This is a genomic window from Mesorhizobium sp. ESP-6-4 (genome assembly GCF_020164735.1).
GTDB lineage: Bacteria > Pseudomonadota > Alphaproteobacteria > Rhizobiales > Rhizobiaceae > Mesorhizobium.
On the sequence record NZ_JAIUGS010000001.1, the window covers coordinates 444,327 to 462,142 of the forward strand.

The window sequence follows — 17,816 nt, forward strand, 5'->3', positions numbered from 1 at the left end:
GACAACAAATCGCGGCTGCGCGACGCCAAGGGCAGGGAATGTGGTACAGGCCTGCTAGATGGCGACACCAGGGTCAATGGCATTGCAAGCGCGCAGCAGGCGGGATTTGACGCACGAGGCTCGCCCTTGACCAAGCCGCGCTCCCGCCGTGGCGGCGGCCGTCCGACCATTGCCGACGTGGCGCGCAAGGCCGGTGTCGGCGCGATCACCGTGTCGCGGGCCTTGCGTGAGCCCGGGCGGGTGTCGGAAGACCTTCGACGGCAGATACAGGCCGCGGTCGACGAGCTCGGCTACGTGCCCGACCCGAACGCCCGCGCGCTTGCCTCGGCGCGCGCCGAGGTGTTCGGCGTGCTGGTGCCTTCGCTGACCAACAACGTCTTCGCCGAGGTGGTGCGCGGCATCTACGACAGTCTTTCCGACAGTCCGTTCCGCATCCAGATCGGCAACACCCATTATTCAGGCCTGGAGGAAGAGCGGCTGCTGCAGGTCTTCGGATCGCAACGCCCGGCGGCGCTGATCGTGGCCGGCATAGACCAGACGCCCAGCGCGCGACGACTGCTGGAGAATGCCGGCTGCCCGGTGGTGCAAGTGATGGAGACCGGGCCGGACCCGGTCGACATGATGGTCGGCTTCTCGCATCTCGACGGCGGCAGGACCGCCGCCGAACACCTGCTGCAAGCCGGATACCGCAAGATCGGCTTCATCGGCGCGCGGATGGATCCGCGTTCGCAGCGGCGCCTTGCCGGCTACCGCGCCGCGATGGAGGCCGCCGGCCTGTTCGACGCGCGGCTGGTCACCACAACGCCGGTGCCGTCAAGCGTGACGCTCGGGCGCGAGTTGTTCCGCGACGCGCTGGCCAAGATGCCGACGCTGGACGGCGTGTTCTGCAACAATGACGATATCGCGCTTGGCGTTCTGTTCGAATGCCATCGCGCATCGATCGACGTGCCGAAGCAGATCGGCATTGTCGGTTTCAACGATCTCGACATGATGCAGGTGTCGTTTCCTTCAATCACAAGCGTGCGCACGCATCGCTATGAAATCGGCACCCGTGCCGTCGCCATGGCGCTGTCGGCGATCGCCGGAAACCGGCCGGAACAGCGGATCGTCGATCTCGGTTTCGAGCTGATGCGGCGCGAGAGCACCGGGCGCTGACGCGGTACTGTTGGTTCCTTAAGATGATGCTTTACAGCCTGAGATGGTAGCGCTACCATTTGCATGCCGGTAAAGGCTCGGCGAGGCGGGAAGGCTGTTTATTATACATAAGCAACAGCTCGTACTTGTTTATTATGTATAATATGATAGTTTTCTAAATTGCCAGAGAGCTGAGGGGGACGAGGAGGATCTGGGCGGCGCGGCCGTCCTGTGTGGGTGTCTGGTTGGCCGGAGGGTTGCCGACCGTATCGCCAAAGATTCATAACAAGCAGAACTGCAACTGGGAGGAATATCGATGATCAAGTCACTCGTTGGCGGCGTCATTGCCGCCACCGCATTTGTCATGCTGAGTTCGTCGGCGATCGCCGGACCCGAGGTCGTCAAGGGGCCCGCGGCCGAGCCGGACTGCTTCGCGCCGTGGTCGGCCGACACGCAGTTTTTCAAGTATCCGAAGAAGGACGGTCCATACCGCATCGCGCTTGCCAACGGCTACATCGCCAACACCTGGCGCATCCAGATGATCCAGACGGCCAAGGCCTATGCGGCGCAGCCGGATGTCGCCAAGAAGCTCAAGGAATTCAAGGTCGTGTCGACCGGCGAGGATGTGCCGGCGCAGATCTCGGCGATCAACAACTTCATCGATTCCGGCTTTGACGCGATCGTCGTCAACGCGCAGAACCCGACCGCATTCGGGCCGGTCATCAAGCGCGCCAAGGAAGCCGGTGTCGTGCTGGTCGCCTTCGACAACATCCTCGACACCAAGGACGCCATCAACGTCAATGTCGATCAGAAGGGCCTCGGCGAGCTCTGGGGCAAGTGGCTGGTCGCGCATGTGCCGAACGGCGGCAAGGTGCTCGAGGTGCGCGGCGTCGCCGGCACTTCGGTCGATACCGACCGCCACAATGGCATCCACGAGGTGCTCGACGGTTCCGGCAAGAAGTGGGCCGTCACCGAGGTGGTCGGCAAGTGGGATGACGGCGTGGCACAAAAGGCCACGGCCGACGCGATCGCCACCAGCGGGCCGTTCGACGGCATCACCGGGCAGGGCGGCGACACCGGCATCGTGCAGGCGATGATCGACGCCAAGCATCCGTTCGTGCCGTTCGGCGGCGAGACGGAAAACGGCTTCCGCAAATTCTGCGCCGCGCATGCGGCCGACGGGCTGAAATGCTCGTCCGCCGGTACCGGCCCGGCCCAGGTGGCGGTTGCCATCAAGACGGCGATTGCCGCGCTCGAAGGCAATGTCGTGCCGCAGTCGGTCAAGCTGCCCTTGGCTATCGTCGAGGATCCGAACTTCAAGGCGGGTCAGGATTTCTTCCCCGACCAGTCCGACAATTTCTTCGTCGGCAATTCCTTCCCGACCTGCGGCATCAATTTCACCGCGCAGGAAATCATGGGCCAGACCAAGGAAAACAAATAGTCTGACCGGACAGTGCCGCGGCGAGCCCGCGGCACTGTCTCCCCAATCAAAACCGGCCGGGGAGGGCTGATGGACGGCACGGCTCCGCTCTTCCGCATGGAGGGCATATCCAAGCGCTATGGCGGCGTTCGGGCCTTGGAAAAGGCCGAGCTAACGGTCACCGCCGGCAGCATCCACGCCATCCTCGGCGAGAACGGCGCCGGCAAATCGACGCTGATCAAGGTCATGGCCGGCGTCGTGGCGCCGGATGAAGGGCGCATGACACTGGACGGAAGCGAGGTCACCTTCGCTTCGCCTGCCGCCGCCAACCAGGCCGGCATCGTCTGCATCTTCCAGGAGCTGTCGCTGATTCCGGAGCTCAGCGTCGCCGACAACATCGTCATTTCCAATCCACCCAAGCGTTTCGGCATGATCGACCGCAAGGCGCAGCGAAAGATCGCTGAGGAAGCGCTGACACGCGCCGGCGCTTCCGACATTCATCCCCGCGCGCTGGTCAAGGACCTGCCGCTGTCGCGCCGGCAGATGGTGGAGATCGCCAAGGCGCTGGCTCGGAAGCCGCGCATCCTGATCCTCGACGAGGCGACCTCGGCGCTGACTGCGGCGGACGTCGCCAAGGTCTTCGAGGTGTTGAAACGGCTGCGCTCGGAAGGGCTGGCGCTGCTCTACATCTCGCACCGCATGAACGAGATCGCGGAACTCGCCGACCATTGCACGGTGTTCCGCAACGGCCGCAACGTCGCCAGCTACCCCGCCGGCTCGAAGAGCGACAATGAGGTGGTCGAGCTGATGATCGGCCGCGAATACAGCCATATCTTCCCGCCGAAACCCGCTTCCGCCCCGGCCGCTGCGACGGTGCTCGAGGCGCGCAATCTCTCCTGGGCCGACCGGCTGGACAATATTTCGCTGAGTGTCAGGGCAGGGGAGGTTGTGGGCCTGGGCGGTCTGGATGGGCAGGGCCAGCGCGAATTGCTGCTTGCCTTCTTCGGCGTGCTGCGCGGCCTGCGCGGCGAGGTGCTGATCGACGGCAAGCCGGTTTCGATCGCCAGCCCGACCGCGGCCAGCCACGGCCGCATCGGCATGGCGCTGATCCCCGAGGATCGCAAGACCGAAGGACTGATGCTGCCGATGACGGTGCGCGAGAACCTGTCGTTTGCAGCACTCGACCGGTTGTCCAAGGCCGGCATCATCGACCGCGCCGCCGAACAGCGCCTGATCGACGACATGGTCGGGCTGCTGGCGATCAAGACGGCGGGCCTGGACATTCCGGTCGGCGCGCTTTCCGGCGGCAACCAGCAGAAGGTGGTGATCGCCAAATGGCTGATGCGGCAGCCGCGCATCATCCTGCTCAACGATCCGACGCGCGGCATCGACGTCGGCACCAAGCAGGAGCTCTACCAACTGATGCGCAACCTCGCCGATGCGGGTGCTGCGATCCTGTTCTATTCGACGGACTATGACGAGCTGATCGGCTGCTGCGACCGCGTGCTCGTGCTCTATGACGGCGCGGTCAAGCGCGAGCTGGTCGGCGCGGGGCTCACCGAGCATGCGCTTATCGCCAGCGCGCTCAACATCCACGGCGATGATGTCCGCATCGGGCAGGGAGAGCACGCGTGAAGGATTGGCGCTACCGGCTGGCCGAACAACGCGGAACGCTTTTGGCCTTCGGCATCTTCATCGTCATGTTCGCAATTTACAGCGCGAACCATCCGGCAGGTTTCACCGCCAATGTCGTGCAGACGGCCGCCAACAAGGGCGTGCTGCTCGCCTTCGTCGCGATGGCGCAGACATTGGTGGTGATCACCGCCGGCATCGATCTGTCGGTCGGCATGATCTTCACGCTGACCAACTGCATGGCTTCATGGCTGGTGGTCGGCACCGGCCTGGAAACGGCGTTCGGCGTGCTGGCGGTGCTGGGCACCGGGCTCATCAGCGGGGCGGTCAACGGCGCCATCGTCATCTACGGGCGGCTGCAGCCGATCGTCGCCACCATCGCCACGGGCGCCGTCTATTTCGGCCTGGCCTTGCTTTTGCGCCCCGTTCCCGGTGGTTCGGTCAACGAGGACCTTGCCGATTTCCTGACCGGGCGTTTCTTCGGCATCGTGCCTGCGAGCCTCGTGGCGCTGCTCGTCATCGTGCTTGTCGTCTGGGTGCCATTCAGTCGCTCCGAACTTGGGCGCGCCGCTTATGCCGCGGGCTCGTCGGAGACGGCGGCCTACATGTCCGGGGTGCCGATCCGCAGAGGCAAGTTGCTGGCTTATACGCTTGCCGGCCTGCTTGCGGCGATCGGCGGACTGTTCCTGACCTTCTTCACCTATACGGGAGAGGCGGCCTATGCCAGCGGCAATGCCTACACGCTGTTTTCGATCGCCGCCGTCGTGCTCGGCGGCGTGTCGCTGTTCGGCGGCAAGGGCAGCGCCATCGGCGCGATCTTCGGGGCGCTTGCCTTTCGCACCATAGGCGACCTCTTGTTCGTCTTCGATTTCGATCCGCTCTGGCAGCCGCTGTTCCAGGGCGTTATCCTGTTGATCGCGGTCAGCCTTGGCGCCTTCGCGCTGTTTCGGGTACGCAACCGGCTGGAGTGGTTCCTGTGAGCGAAACGACGCATGGCGGCATCATCGGCGGCATTGCCGGCCGCATGCCCAAATTCATCCGGCGCGCCGACCCGGCAGTGCTGACGGCCTTTGCCTGCATCGTGGTCCTGCTTCTGCTCGGCAGCCTCTATTCGCGCAACTTCCTGTCGCCGGAATATCTCCTGCAGCAGTTGAAGGTCGCGTCTTTCCTCGGCGTCATCGCCACCGGCATGATGCTGGTCATCCTGCTTGGCCAGATCGACCTTTCCGTGCCATGGGCCGTGGCCGCCGGCGCCATGATGGCCTGCGCGGCCGCGGCCTACGGGCCGATCGGCGTTGCTCTCGCCATCCCCTTCGGCGTCCTGTGCGGCGTGGCGATAGGCATCATCAACGGCATCGGTGTCGCCTATCTGCGCATCCCCTCGATGATCATTACTTTAGCCACCAATGCCGTGGCGCAAGGGCTGATGGTGGTCTACACCGGCGGCTTCTCGCCACAGGATTCGGCGACCGCGGCGATGCGCTACCTGGCAACCGGTTTCACCATCCCAGGCGTTCCCAATGCCGTCATCATCTGGGTGCTGATCGGCGCCGCGATGGTCTTCGCGCTGACCCGCACAAGCTTCGGCCGCGCCGTTTACGGCATCGGCAACCGTGAGCGCGCCGCCTACCTGTCCGGCATCGATACGCGTCGCATCGTCATGATCGCCTTCGCCGTCTCCGGCGGGCTGTCGGCCTTTGGCGGCGTGCTTCTGGCGGGCTATGCATCCAAGGCGGCGCAGTCCATGGGCGATGCCTATCTCCTGCCGTCGATCGCGGCGGTTGTCCTGGGCGGCACATCGATCCTGGGCGGGCGCGGCTCCTATCTCGGCACGGTGGCCGGCGTGATCCTGATCACGCTCCTGCAATCCATCCTCTCGGTCATGCAGATGCCGGAAGCGGGGCGGCAGATCATCTATGGCGTCGTCATCGTCGCCATGCTCCTGCTTTACGGGCGCGCGCCGGCAAGCCGCTGACGGTAAATGAGGCGAGCGCAAGACCGCAGACCCCGGAGCCTGGCATGAACGATCTTCGGACGGCGCCCGCCATCGTCGTCATGGGCGTTGCCGGCTGCGGCAAGACCGCCGTCGGCGAGGCGCTCGCCAAGGCGCTGGGCGCCGACTTCATCGAAGGAGACCTGCTGCATCCGCCGGAGAACGTGGCGCGCATGGCGCGCGGCGAGCCGCTGACCGATGCTTTGCGCGCGGGCTGGCTCGACGCCATAGGCGAGCATATCGCGACCTCGGTTGCCGATGGGCGGAAGGCGGTGGCGGCGTGCTCGGCGCTGAAGCGAAGCTATCGCGACCGGCTGAGCCGCTTCTGCCCCGACACAGTCTTCCTCTATCTGAAGATCGATCGGGAGACCGCATGGCGACGGGTCGCCGATCGCAAGGGCCATTTCATGCCCGCCAGCCTCGTCGACAGCCAGTTCGCCACGCTGGAGGAGCCTGCGGCGGATGAACGAGCCGTGACGGTCGACGGAACGCGAAGTGTAGCGGGAATCCTGCAAGAGATCATCCGCTAGATCAGTTGGTAATCAGGCTTCGTCGTTGCCGATCGCGGCTTCGGCTGGCTGCTCGGTCAGCCGCACGGCGCTCGACCAGGCCATCATCTGTTCAGGACAGAGTTTGAGCGTCTCCAGCATCCGGTCGCGCTTCGACAGGATAAATCCCGCCTGAACGACGAGGTTCTTCCCTGTCATGTCCTTGGCAGGCGATGCTGGCGCCTCTGGCGTCGCTCTCAGTTCTTTGACGATCGCCCTATATTCGCGAAAGGGCGCCGTCTCGATGGTCGCCATATGAAACAGCGCAGCGCCGGCGCGCGCGGCGAAGTTTGCCGGGGCCGAGGCGAGGTGGGTCCAGCCGCGCTCGCCCATGGCGGCCTCGGTGAAGGCGGAGCCGGCATAGACGGTGTTGGTCATCAGCACCACGCCGTTTGCTTTCAGCACCTTCTGGATACGCGTGGTGACCTGATAGGCGTCGGTGCGCTCAAAGACGATCCGGCTTTTCAGGAACCGGTTCTCGAGCCTGACCAGCGGCGGGTTGATCACGCGCAGGCCGAACTTGCTCGGCGAGAAGCCGTGGTAGCGTGCGCTCACCTGATGGGCATCGACGCCGGCCTCATGCAGGGCGCGCTTGCCCATGATCGTCTGCGCCGTGAACTGGTCGCACCACACGATGGCGCCGCGCCCATTGCGCAGGGCTTGTTGCAGAGCCTCGAGGCCTTCGAGCCGGATCGCCGGCGACCAGCGCCAGCCGGCGACGAGATGCGCCGCAAGCGTCAGCCGCCGGCGGTGAACGGCGGCGAGTTGCGCCTCGAACATGCTTTTCGTGTCGACGGTATTGCCGAGCACGGCCTTCACCGCGACGTCGTAACGGGCAAACTCCTTGCGGAAGTGGCGCTTGCGCCTGAGCCTGGACACCCAGCCGCAGATCGAGCTCCACCAGGAGACCGGCAGCATCGCCGCGACGCCGAGATAGAAACAGGACAACAGGCTCTCGCGCGGATCCCGATTGGTGAAGCGACGCAATTTGCCGGGGCGCACCACCTTGCGGCTGAAGAAGCGAACGGACTCGCCGCGCACCGGCACATCGGCCGTGATCTCGGTATGATAGATGTCGTTCGACGATGATTGCCGGCTGGCCTTACGGGAATTGCCAAGCCAAGGCAGCCTCATGCGTCAGAGCCCCGTTTCATCCTCCAGCCGCTTTACTGCGTGGAAAGCAGACAAGCAACCGACGGGACTGCCGTCAGGGCCGGGTCGCTTCAAATCTGAGAGGTGAGCTCCGCCGGGAAATCGTCGTTGTCGGCGTCGCGCATGGCGGCGAGGCTGCGGTTGTCGAGCACCTCGGCGATCGCCTGGCGCACTTCCAGCATCATATGGCGGACCTGGCAGGTGGCCTCGTCGCAATCCTCGCAGCGCTGGTATTGCGTGCGGCTGGCGCAAGGGATCGGCGCCAGCGGCCCGTCGAGCACGCGCACGACATGGCCGATCTTGATCTCGGAAGCGGGACGGGCGAGGCGGTAACCGCCTTCCTTGCCCTTGCGGCTCTGGACGAAACCGGCATTGCGCAGCTCGCCCAGGATCGCATCCAGGAATTTCTTCGGGATGTTGTTGGCGACGGCGATGTCGTTGACGAATGCAAGCTGGCCAGCCGGCAGGCCGGAAAGATGCACGAGGGCCTTGAGGCCGTATTTGCCTTTTTTGGTCAGCATGCCCGATTCAGTTCATCAACCCCAATGCGCCTGCATCTGGCGGTTGTTTGTGTGCAAATCATGACAGTTTGACCGCCTGACGCCGCCTGGCCCAATAATTCGCACCACAGCTTAGGCACAAACGCGTTGATTCTTCGTAACGTTTTTCACATTGGGGGTTGGGATTTCCCCGCGAACTCGTGCCGCCCGCTTACATGAAGAAAGCCGGCAAAGCCGGCTTTCTTGCTCTTCCTGATTGCGGAGCTTTTCAACGGCTGCCGTAGGCCTGATCGAGCAGCCCGCCGGCGGCGAAATGCTCTTTCTGCACCTTGTCCCAGCCGCCAAAGACCTCCTCCACGGTCAGCAGCCGGACATCCGGGAAGTCCGCCTTGTGCTTGGCGGCGACCGTCGCGTCGCGAACCCGCAAGCCGTTCGCGGCGGCGATCTCCTGGCCCTCCGGCGTATAGAGGAAGTCGAGATAGGTCTTGGCGAGATCGCGGCTGCCATGCTCGTCGGCGACCTTGTCGACGACCGCTACGGGGAACTCGGCCAGCAGGCTGACCGAAGGCGTGACCTGCTCGAACTTGTCGTCGCCATACTCCTTGCGAATGCCGCGCGTCTCAGACTCGAAGGTGATCAGCACGTCGCCGATCTCGCGCTGAACGAAAGTGGTGGTGGCGGCGCGGCCGCCGGTGTCGAAGATCGGCACGTTGTTGAAGAGCTTGGCGATGAACTCCTTCACCTTGGCGTCGTCGCCCTTGAAGGCTTCCTTGGCGTAGGCGGTGGCGGCGAGATAGGTGTAGCGCGCATTGCCGGATGTCTTCGGGTTCGGGAAGATCACCTGCACGTCGTCGCGCACCAGATCGTTCCAGTCCTTGATATGCTTGGGATTGCCGGCGCGCACCAGGAAGGACGGCAGCGAATAGAAGGGCGAGGCGTTGTCCGGGAAATTCTTCTGCCAGTCGGCCGAGACGAGGCCCTTCTTGACCAGGAAGTCGACATCGGTGACCTGGTTGAAGGTGACGACATCGGCGCCAAGGCCTTCGGCGATCGCGCGCGCCTGCGCCGAGGTGCCGGCGTGCGATTGGTCGATCGCGACGCCGGGGTGCTTGGCGATGAAGGCCTTGTTGATGTCGGCGAACAACTCGCGGCCAACGTCATAGGATGCATTCAAAAGCTTGTCGGCCGACCAGGCTTGGGAGGACGCGAGGAGGAGACCGGCAACAGCCGCGATGCCGAGCAACAGACGCTTCATGAAAACGGGCTCCAAGGAAAATATGGCAACGGCCGATGATAGCCGTGGCGCTGTTGAGCGGCGAGACACGCGCGCCGGTTAGACGGCGTCAGGTGAGAAAAGTCACCGCCGGAACAGTCGGTTGTTAGGATTTCTTTCCAGCAAGAGTCATTGTGTGGGGCGATATCCATAGGCAAAAAGATTGCGCTTCGGCGCCTTGGCATATACATATGGCATATACAAGGGAATGTCGTGATGAGCCAACAACGCCATGCAGCGACGCCGCCGAAAGAGGCAAAGCTGTTCCGCAACAACCGCAGCCAGGCGGTGCGGATTCCAGTCGAGTTCGAACTCCCCGGCGACAAGGTCCTGATCAGCCGCGAGGGCGACCGTCTTGTCATCGAGCCCATTCGTAAATCAGGTCTCACGGCGCTGCTCGCCCAGTGGGCGAAGGAAGCCCCGCTCGGTCCTGAGGATGACTTCCCCGAGATCAAGGATAGTCCTGTCGGACGCGAGGACATTTTTTGATGCGGTTCATGCTCGACACAAACATCATAAGCGACATGATCAGAAACCCGACCGGCAAGGCCGCCAATGCGATGGCGCGCGAGGGGGACGCTGCCGTGTGCACCAGCATCGTCGTCGCTTCGGAACTGCGGTATGGCTGCGCCAGGAAGGGATCGGCCAAGTTGCTCAAGAAGGTCGAGGAACTGCTGGCCGAGATTCTGGTCCTGCCGCTCGATGTGCCGGCGGATGCCGAGTATGGCGCGCTGCGCGCCGAACTCGAAGGCAGGGGCGAGACCATCGGCCACAACGACCTCTTTATCGCTGCTCACGCTTGCGCGTCAGGTTCCACGCTGGTGACGGCCAACATGGCCGAGTTCAGCCGGATCGGCAGGCTGAAGCTCGAGAACTGGTTGGAGTAGCGCCGGGCGCGACGATCACGCCGCCGGGAAAAGCTTCCAGCGCCGCGGCCTGAAAGCCACCCGGCTCTTCTGCGCCGCGGGGTGGTCGACCGGCAGCTCGATCTCGACGCGCTGGCGCTCACCGCCGATCTCGAGCTCGACGCGCCTGGTGCCGGCGACGCGGCGGCTGGCGGCAACCGTGCCGGCGATGCAGCCGCTGCAGCCGTCGACCAGGTCGACGTCATGCGGACGGAAGTGGAGGACTGCCTCGCCGGACGGCTCGTGCGGCGCCGAGAGCCCGATCGGCCGGTCGGCGATCCACACCTCGCCGTTCTCGACCTTGACCGGCAGCGAACTCGACTCGCCGATGAAGGAGTAGACGAAGGGCGAGTTCGGCGTGTCGTAGATATCGTCGGCGGTGCCGACCTGCTCGATGCGGCCCTGGCTCATGACCACGACGCGGTCGGCGAGCTCCAGCGCTTCTTCCTGGTCATGCGTGACGAAGACGGTGGTGTGGCCGGTGCGGTCGTGGATCTCGCGCAGCCAGCGGCGCAGCTCGCGGCGAACCTGCGCGTCAAGCGCGCCGAACGGTTCGTCGAGCAAAAGCACCTTGGGCTCGATTGCCATGGCTCGGGCGAGCGCGACGCGCTGGCGCTGGCCGCCTGAAAGCTGAGCGGGGTAGCGTTTCTCCAGTCCCGACAGCTGGACGAGATCGAGCAGTTCCAGCGCCCGGCGGCGGATTTCCTGCCCCGACGGCCTTGCGGCGCCGTGCCGGACCTTCAGGCCGAAGCCGATGTTGTCGGCAACCGTCATGTGGCGGAACAGCGCGTAATGCTGGAAGACGAAGCCGACATTGCGCTCCTGGATCGACTTCTGCGAGGCGTCCTCGTCGCCGAAGAAGATCGCGCCCTTGGTCGGCCGTTCCAGGCCGGCGATGAGCCGAAGCAGAGTCGTCTTGCCGGAGCCGGACGGCCCGAGCAGCGCGATGAGCTCGCCAGACCTGATGTCGAGCGATACGTCGTGGAGCGCTGGAAACCGCTCGAACTCCTTGCGCACGTTGACGACGCGAACTTCCATGCAAATCCCTCGGTTCGTTGATGCTGTCGGTGTTCCCAAACTGCCAGGCACTCTCGGGCGACAGGTAGTGTTCAGTGTCCGCGTGTCGCGGCAAGCTCGGCGCCGTAGCGCATCTCCAAAAGCGTTTTCAAGACCAGCGTCACCAGCGCCAGGCCGGCCAGCAGCGAAGCGACGGCAAAGGCGCCGACGGCGTTGTATTCGTTATAAAGGATCTCGACATGCAGCGGCATGGTGTTGGTGAGGCCGCGTATGTGGCCCGAAACCACCGAGACCGCGCCGAACTCGCCCATAGCGCGCGCATTGCACAGAAGCACGCCATAGAGCAGTCCCCATTTGACGTTGGGCAGCGTCACATACCAGAAGGCCTGCCAGCCGCTGGCGCCCAGCGAAAGCGCCGCCTCTTCGTCGCCATTGCCCTGTTCCTGCATCAGCGGGATGAGCTCGCGGGCGACGAAGGGGAAGGTGACGAAGATGGTGGCCAGCACGATGCCGGGCACGGCGAAGAGGATGACGATGCCATGCGCCTTCAACCAGGCGCCGAGCAGCCCCTGCGCGCCGAAGAGCAGCACATAGACCAGGCCGGAGATGACCGGCGAGACCGAGAAGGGCAGGTCGATCAGCGTGGTCAGGAACGCCTTGCCCTTGAATTCGAACTTGGCGATGGCCCAGGCGGCAGAGATGCCGAAGACGACGTTGAGCGGCACCGAGATCGCCGCCACAAGCAACGTCAGGCGGATGGCGGAGCGCGTATCGGGGCTGGAAAGGGCTTCCGTGTAGGCGCCGATGCCTTTGGCAAGCGCCTCATGAAAGACGACGATCAGCGGCAAAAGCAGGAAGACTGCAAGGAAGGCGAAGGCGATGGCCATCAGCACGGCCTTGACGGGCCGGCTTTCGGTCACCGCGGCCGACTGGCTCTCGTGATGCGGCTCGTAGGATTTGATCTCGGGATCAGCCATAGCGCTTGCGGCTCCATGTCTGGACGAGATTGACCACCAAAAGCATTACGAAGGACAGGGCCAGCATGATCGCGGCGATCGCAGTCGCCGCCTCGTAATTGTATTCCTCGAGCCTGATCACGATGAGAAGCGGCGCGATCTCGGACTTGAAGGGCAGGTTGCCGGCGATGAAGATGACCGAGCCGTATTCGCCGACGCCGCGCGCGAAGGCGAGCGAAAAGCCGGTGATGATCGCCGGCGCCAGGCCTGGGAAAAGCACGCGGGTGATGATCTGGAAACGGCTGGCGCCGAGCGTGGCGGCTGCTTCCTCGACCTCCTTGTCGATCTCTTCCATGATCGGCTGGACGGTGCGCACGACAAAGGGCAGGCCGATGAACACCAGCGCGACGACGATACCGAGCGGCGTGTAGGCGACCTTGATGCCGAGCGGCATCAGGAGATGACCGATCCAGCCGTTCGGCGCATAGAGCGTGGTGAGCGCGATGCCGGCCACGGCCGTGGGCAGGGCAAAGGGCAGGTCGACCATCGCGTCCGCGATGCGGCGTCCAGGGAAACGGTAGCGGACCAGCACCCAGGCGACGATGGTGCCGAACACGACGTTGACGACAGCCGCCAGGAAGGCGGTGCCGAAGCTTATCTTCAGCGCGTTGAGGGTGCGCCGGTCAGCGGCGATTGCCCAGAAATCGGCCCAGCCGAGCGCGGCCGAGCGCCAGACCAGCCCCGAAAGCGGAATGAGGATGATGAGCGTGAGGTAGGCAAGCGAGAAGCCGAGCGTCAGTCCGAAACCCGGAATGACACTCGGCTGCCTGAATCGCCACCCCGCCTTGACGGGTGCTGTGGTCATGCTGTTCTGGATCGTCCCTTCTATTCAAACCAGAATGGCTTTTGCGCAGTCGCATCCGGCCGGCATGCCCGAGGCTCACCGGCCGTCCGGCCTCACTGCGCCGGCTTGTAGATCTGGTCGAATATACCACCGTCGCCGAAATGGTAAGGCTGCGCTTTCTTCCAGCCGCCGAACTGCGGGTCGTCGATGGTGACCAGCTTGATTGCCGGCAGCTTGGCAAGGTCCTCGGCCGGCACCAGGTCGGGCTTGGCCGGGCGATAGTGGTTCTTGGCGATGATGGTCTGCGCTTCCTTGGAATAGAGCCATCCCAGATAGGCCTCCGCGACCTTGCGCGTGCCCTTGGCGTCGACATTGGCGTCGACGACCGCGACCGGCGGTTCCGCCAGGATCGAGGTCGGCGGGTAGACGATGTCGAAATTGTCGGCGCCGAATTCGTCGAGCGCGAGATAGGCTTCATTCTCCCAGGCGATCAGCACATCGCCCAGGCCCTTCTGCGCGAAGGTCACCGTCGAGCCGCGCGCGCCGGTATCGAGGACCGGGACGTTCGCATAAAGCTTGCCGACGAACTCCTTGGTCTTGGCTTCGTCATTGCCGTCATTGGCGTTTGCATAGGCCCAGGCAGCAAGATAGTTCCAGCGCGCGCCGCCGGACGTCTTCGGGTTCGGCGTGATCACCTGGACGCCGTCCTTCACCAGATCGCTCCAGTCGTGGATGCCCTTGGGATTGTCCTTGCGCACCAGGAAGATGATGGTCGAGGTGTAAGGTGCCGAGTTGTTCTCGAACTTCGAGCGCCAATCCGGGTTGATCTTCTTCGTCTTCGAGACGATGGCGTTGATATCGCCTTCGAGCGCCAGCGTGACGACGTCGGCGTCGAGGCCGTCGATCACCGCCCGGGCCTGCGCGCCGGAACCGCCATGCGACTGCTGGATGGTGACTGTTTCGCCGGTCTCAGCCTTCCAGTGCGCGGCGAACGCCTCGTCATAGGCTTTGTAGAGTTCACGTGTCGGGTCATAGGACACATTCAGAATGGTCGTATCGGCAAACGCGAAACCGAGTGTGCCGAACTGGACAGACGTGGCGACCAGCGCGCCGAGCAGTTTCCTGAAATGAGGTTTGGTCATTCCGGCCTCCGTTGAACTGCTGCGAACTCTACCGAGTTTATAGAATTTAGATGCATTGAATGTTGCCTTTTTCATCTCCTCGAAGCAATTTTTCGCCGAGCTTGGGCCGGTTGAGGAAATAACTTCCTCAGCCAGCGGCCGCAGGGCTTCATCCGCCGGCCCTAATTAGAAGCGGTCAGGGTGATGACAACCCCGGGCGCCTCAATTGGCGTTAACCGGGAAATCGAAGCGCTGTTTTGGGAAAGGCTCTTTTGCCAGGGTGAAGTGCCACCATTCGCGTGCATAGTTGCGAAAGCCGGCGGCGTGCATTGCGGTCAGCAGCGTCTTGCGGTTTGCGGTGGCTTCGGCGCCGATCAAGGCGCTGGCGGTTTCGCTCTTTGGGTCAAAGCAGTCGAAACCGGTGCCGAAGTCGAGCGTGTCGCCGTCCGGCGCACCGCAGGCCGGATGAACCGCGCTTTTATTGCCGGGCTCGGCGATGGCAAGGTCCACCGTCGAACCTCGAGAATGGCTGGAGAACTCGCCGATATAGCCTTTGGCGATGAGATCGCCACGCTCGGCGGTCGGATACCATTGCGGGTCAGGCCGGCCGCCGTCTCTTGTCCACTTGCCCATATAGGCAACCGCTCGCGCCGGGCGGTAGCAGTCGAAGACGACCAGCGTCAGGCCTTTGGCGGTCATGGCTTTCTGGACGCTGGACAGCGCCTTCGCGGCTTGCGCGGTCAGGATGCAGACCGGCGCCTCATAACCATCGGCTTTGCGGTGCAGGAAATTTTCCAGGCCGGCGTAGCGGATATCCTGGCGAATGGTCGGGTCGATGTCGGCCAGCCTGACGAAGCCGGCGGGGAGGGGATCGGCGCGGACTGAGAGAGGGCTCGCGATTGCTAGCGCAAGCGCTGCGAAGAATGCTCTCGACAAAAGTCGGTGCGAGGCCCCCCTCTCTGCCCTACCGGGCATCTCCCCCTCAAGGGGGGAGATTGGCAGTTTCGGCGCTGGGCCCGCCTTTCCAACTTTGAAGATTAGCGAAGGCCACGAAGCGAATAATCTCCCCCCTTGAGGGGGAGATGGCCGGCAGGCCAGAGAGGGGGGCCTCGCGCCGGATATCACGCCGAGAAACGCAATCCCTGAATCGCTTGCCGCATCCTATTCAACGAAAACCTTCACGCTCGCCGCTCGCCCCACAGCGTCGATCACCGTCAGCGTCGAATAGCCGGCGCCGTCGGGTTGCCAGGTCGCGGTGCGGCGGCGGTCGATGCCGGCGAGCGGCTTGCCGTTGGCGAGCCAGCGGAACGGCGCCCGGCCGCCTTGCAGCTTCAGCACCAGCGGCGTGGCCTCGGCCGAATTGGTGCCGAGGTCGACGCGGGCGCCGTTGGGCGGGAAGATGATGGTCGGCGCCGGCTCGGTGGCGGTGGCCTGCACCAGACCGTCGGCGCCGGCGCCGAAGCGGGCGAGCGTCACCGGCAATTCATCGCGCTTGGGGTTGAAGACGCCCGGCGGCCGGCCGGGCAGCGGCACGCCGGCAAGACCGGAACGGACGAAGCCTTCGAACAGGATGGGTGCTGCCGAGACATAGCCCGACAGGCCAGGGACAGGGCTGGCATCGGCGCGGCCGACCCACACACCTAGCACATAGCGGCCGTCGAAGCCGACGGACCAGGCATCGCGATAGCCGTAAGAGGTGCCGGTCTTGTAGGCGATGCCGCGCTGCATGGCGCCTTCCGGCGGCTTCACGCCGGACAGGATGTCGTTGATCTGCCAGGCCGCCTGGTCGTCGAGAATGGTGGCGGTGGTGCGCTCGGCGTCGGCCGGCTCGGTGCCGTCATGCAGCGTATGCATCTTGCCGCCATTGGCCAGCCCCGTATAGAGCTGCACCAGGTCGCGCAAGGTCACGCCGACGCCGCCAAGTCCGATCGCCAGGCCCGGCGCTTCGTTGACCGGCAGGATCGGGTTGACGCCTGCCTGGCGAAAGCGCGCGGTCAGTCGTGCCGGACCGACGGCGTCGAGCACGCGGATCGCCGGCACGTTGAGAGACATTTGCAGCGCCTGGCGGATCGAGACGTCACCCTGGTAGCCCATGTCGAAATTCTTCGGACGGTAGCCGCCGAAATCGGCGGGGCTGTCCTCGATGATCATCTCCTGCGCCACCAGCCCCTGCTCGAAGGCCAGCCCATAGATGAAGGGCTTGAGCGTCGAGCCGGGTGAGCGTACCACCTTGGTCATGTCGATCCAGCCGGAGCGGCTGGCATCGAAGAAATCGGCCGAGCCGACCTCGCCCAGAATGTCGCCGGTGCGCGCATCGGCCATGATCATGGCGACGGAAAGTTTCGGCCCGAGCTTCCTGGCGGCATCTCGTGCCACCTGTTCCAGCCCCTGCTGCACGCTTTTGCGGATGGTGAGCTGCAGCGGCTTGCCTGGCACGGCCCTGGGCAGCATGGCATAGGAAGCATGCGCGGCCAGCGCCGGCAATTTTCTGCGCAGGCCGGAGACGTCGTCCAGCGCGGCGCGCGCGGCTTCGCGTTCGCCGAGCAGGCCGGCCGAGACCATACGGGTGAGCACGCGGTCGCGCGCGGTATGAGCAATGCCGAGATTGCGGTCGGGCCGGCGCTTCTCCGGCAATTGCGGCAGCGCGACGAGCAGGGCGGCTTCCGAAACCGTAAGCCGCTTCGGCTCCTTGCCGAAATAAGCGAGCGATGCGGCGCGCACGCCTTCGAGATTGCCGCCATAAGGCGCCAGCGTCAGATAGCGCTCGAGGATTTCCTGCTTGGTGAGCCGCCGCTCGATCTGGATGGCGCGCAGCATCTGCTTGAGCTTGGAGGCAAGGCTGCGACTGTCGCGCGGCTCGATCAGCCTTGCAAGCTGCATCGACAAGGTCGAGCCGCCGGACACGATATGGCCGCTGGTGACGAGCTGGCCGGCGGCACGGCAAAGCGCCAGGACATCGACGCCGCGGTGATCCCAGAAGCGCTTGTCTTCGTAAGCCACCAGCATGTCAACGAATTGCCGGTCGACCTGGTCGAGGCGGGTCTCGAGCCGCCAATAGCCGTCCGGCGTGGCGAAGGCGCGCAGCAGCTGACCGTCGCGGTCCTGCACCTCCGTCGAGACCGTCAGCTTTGCCGGCAGCGGCGGCGGGAAAGCGCGGTCGATTTCCCAAAGGGCAGCGACTGAAAGCGCCGCGAAGCCGGCTAGAGAAATCCCGGGGATGGCTGTTCGACGCAGGAATTTCCTCGAGAGCATGGCGCTGCCCCTCATTGCCCTGCCGGGCATTTCTCCCCGTATAGTGACGGGGAGAAAGGGGGCTGCGCA

At 64.3% G+C, this 17,816-nt stretch carries 17 protein-coding genes; 8 read left to right on the forward strand and 9 right to left on the reverse strand.

Features of this window, described 5'->3' with window-relative positions:
* Nucleotides 1-126 precede the first annotated feature (126 nt).
* The 6 genes from LB523_RS02035 (at nucleotide 127) to LB523_RS02060 (ending at nucleotide 6,709) form a co-directional block, all read left to right on the forward strand.
* Complete coding sequence (locus LB523_RS02035) at nucleotides 127-1,155, forward strand: LacI family DNA-binding transcriptional regulator (protein ID WP_224600728.1); 1,029 nt, start codon at nucleotides 127-129, stop codon at nucleotides 1,153-1,155.
* Between the two features lie 295 nt (nucleotides 1,156-1,450).
* The gene (locus tag LB523_RS02040) at nucleotides 1,451-2,575 is read left to right on the forward strand and encodes a sugar ABC transporter substrate-binding protein (protein ID WP_224531863.1); all 1,125 of its coding nucleotides are present in this window, start codon (nucleotides 1,451-1,453) and stop codon (nucleotides 2,573-2,575) included.
* A 69-nt stretch (nucleotides 2,576-2,644) separates the two neighbouring features.
* Entirely contained in the window at nucleotides 2,645-4,189 is a 1,545-nt protein-coding gene (locus tag LB523_RS02045) for a sugar ABC transporter ATP-binding protein (RefSeq protein WP_224600729.1), read from the forward strand.
* Nucleotides 4,186-5,166, forward strand: coding sequence for an ABC transporter permease (locus LB523_RS02050; RefSeq protein WP_224600730.1), 981 nt, complete (start codon nucleotides 4,186-4,188; stop codon nucleotides 5,164-5,166). The genes LB523_RS02045 and LB523_RS02050 overlap by 4 nt, the downstream gene beginning before the upstream one ends.
* A complete protein-coding gene (locus LB523_RS02055) occupies nucleotides 5,163-6,161 on the forward strand; it encodes an ABC transporter permease (RefSeq protein WP_224600731.1) in 999 nt (332 codons plus the stop codon). Before LB523_RS02050 ends, LB523_RS02055 begins: the two co-directional genes overlap by 4 nt.
* Before the next feature lie 44 nt (nucleotides 6,162-6,205).
* Nucleotides 6,206-6,709: a gluconokinase gene (locus tag LB523_RS02060; protein ID WP_224600732.1), complete on the forward strand. Its 504-nt coding sequence runs from the start codon at nucleotides 6,206-6,208 to the stop codon at nucleotides 6,707-6,709.
* A 12-nt stretch (nucleotides 6,710-6,721) separates the two neighbouring features.
* Here the strand turns inward: LB523_RS02060 and LB523_RS02065 are convergent, their stop codons facing one another.
* The 3 genes from LB523_RS02065 to LB523_RS02075 form a co-directional block, all read right to left on the reverse strand.
* On the reverse strand, nucleotides 6,722-7,861 hold the full coding sequence (locus LB523_RS02065) for a hypothetical protein (protein WP_224544884.1): 1,140 nt from the start codon (nucleotides 7,859-7,861) through the stop codon (nucleotides 6,722-6,724).
* Nucleotides 7,862-7,950: 89 nt separating this feature from the next.
* Nucleotides 7,951-8,400 (reverse strand): RrF2 family transcriptional regulator, encoded by a 450-nt coding sequence (locus LB523_RS02070; RefSeq protein WP_040984137.1) that lies wholly within the window; start codon nucleotides 8,398-8,400, stop codon nucleotides 7,951-7,953.
* A 247-nt stretch (nucleotides 8,401-8,647) separates the two neighbouring features.
* Nucleotides 8,648-9,634, reverse strand: coding sequence for a sulfate ABC transporter substrate-binding protein (locus LB523_RS02075; RefSeq protein ID WP_224600733.1), 987 nt, complete (start codon nucleotides 9,632-9,634; stop codon nucleotides 8,648-8,650).
* 234 nt (nucleotides 9,635-9,868) lie between these two features.
* Between LB523_RS02075 and LB523_RS02080 the strand changes: the two genes are divergently transcribed.
* The gene (locus LB523_RS02080; protein ID WP_224600734.1) at nucleotides 9,869-10,141 is read left to right on the forward strand and encodes an antitoxin; all 273 of its coding nucleotides are present in this window, start codon (nucleotides 9,869-9,871) and stop codon (nucleotides 10,139-10,141) included.
* The gene (locus tag LB523_RS02085; protein WP_224600735.1) at nucleotides 10,141-10,539 is read left to right on the forward strand and encodes a type II toxin-antitoxin system VapC family toxin; all 399 of its coding nucleotides are present in this window, start codon (nucleotides 10,141-10,143) and stop codon (nucleotides 10,537-10,539) included. The genes LB523_RS02080 and LB523_RS02085 overlap by 1 nt, the downstream gene beginning before the upstream one ends.
* Nucleotides 10,540-10,554: 15 nt before the next feature.
* Here LB523_RS02085 and LB523_RS02090 read toward each other — a convergent pair whose 3' ends face one another.
* The 6 genes from LB523_RS02090 to pbpC all read right to left on the reverse strand — a co-directional run bounded on the left by LB523_RS02090 (nucleotide 10,555) and on the right by pbpC (nucleotide 17,747).
* Nucleotides 10,555-11,595, reverse strand: a complete 1,041-nt coding sequence (locus LB523_RS02090; protein WP_224600736.1) for a sulfate/molybdate ABC transporter ATP-binding protein — start codon at nucleotides 11,593-11,595, stop codon at nucleotides 10,555-10,557.
* Between the two features lie 71 nt (nucleotides 11,596-11,666).
* Nucleotides 11,667-12,551, reverse strand: coding sequence for a sulfate ABC transporter permease subunit CysW (gene cysW, locus LB523_RS02095; RefSeq protein WP_224544882.1), 885 nt, complete (start codon nucleotides 12,549-12,551; stop codon nucleotides 11,667-11,669).
* Complete coding sequence (cysT, locus tag LB523_RS02100) at nucleotides 12,544-13,395, reverse strand: sulfate ABC transporter permease subunit CysT (protein ID WP_224600737.1); 852 nt, start codon at nucleotides 13,393-13,395, stop codon at nucleotides 12,544-12,546. Before cysT ends, cysW begins: the two co-directional genes overlap by 8 nt.
* A gap of 92 nt (nucleotides 13,396-13,487) precedes the next feature.
* Nucleotides 13,488-14,516, reverse strand: a complete 1,029-nt coding sequence (locus LB523_RS02105; RefSeq protein WP_224600738.1) for a sulfate ABC transporter substrate-binding protein — start codon at nucleotides 14,514-14,516, stop codon at nucleotides 13,488-13,490.
* Between the two features lie 201 nt (nucleotides 14,517-14,717).
* Complete coding sequence (locus tag LB523_RS02110; protein WP_224600739.1) at nucleotides 14,718-15,431, reverse strand: M15 family metallopeptidase; 714 nt, start codon at nucleotides 15,429-15,431, stop codon at nucleotides 14,718-14,720.
* 225 nt (nucleotides 15,432-15,656) lie between these two features.
* Complete coding sequence (gene pbpC, locus LB523_RS02115; protein ID WP_224600740.1) at nucleotides 15,657-17,747, reverse strand: penicillin-binding protein 1C; 2,091 nt, start codon at nucleotides 17,745-17,747, stop codon at nucleotides 15,657-15,659.
* Between the last annotated feature and the right edge of the window lie 69 nt (nucleotides 17,748-17,816).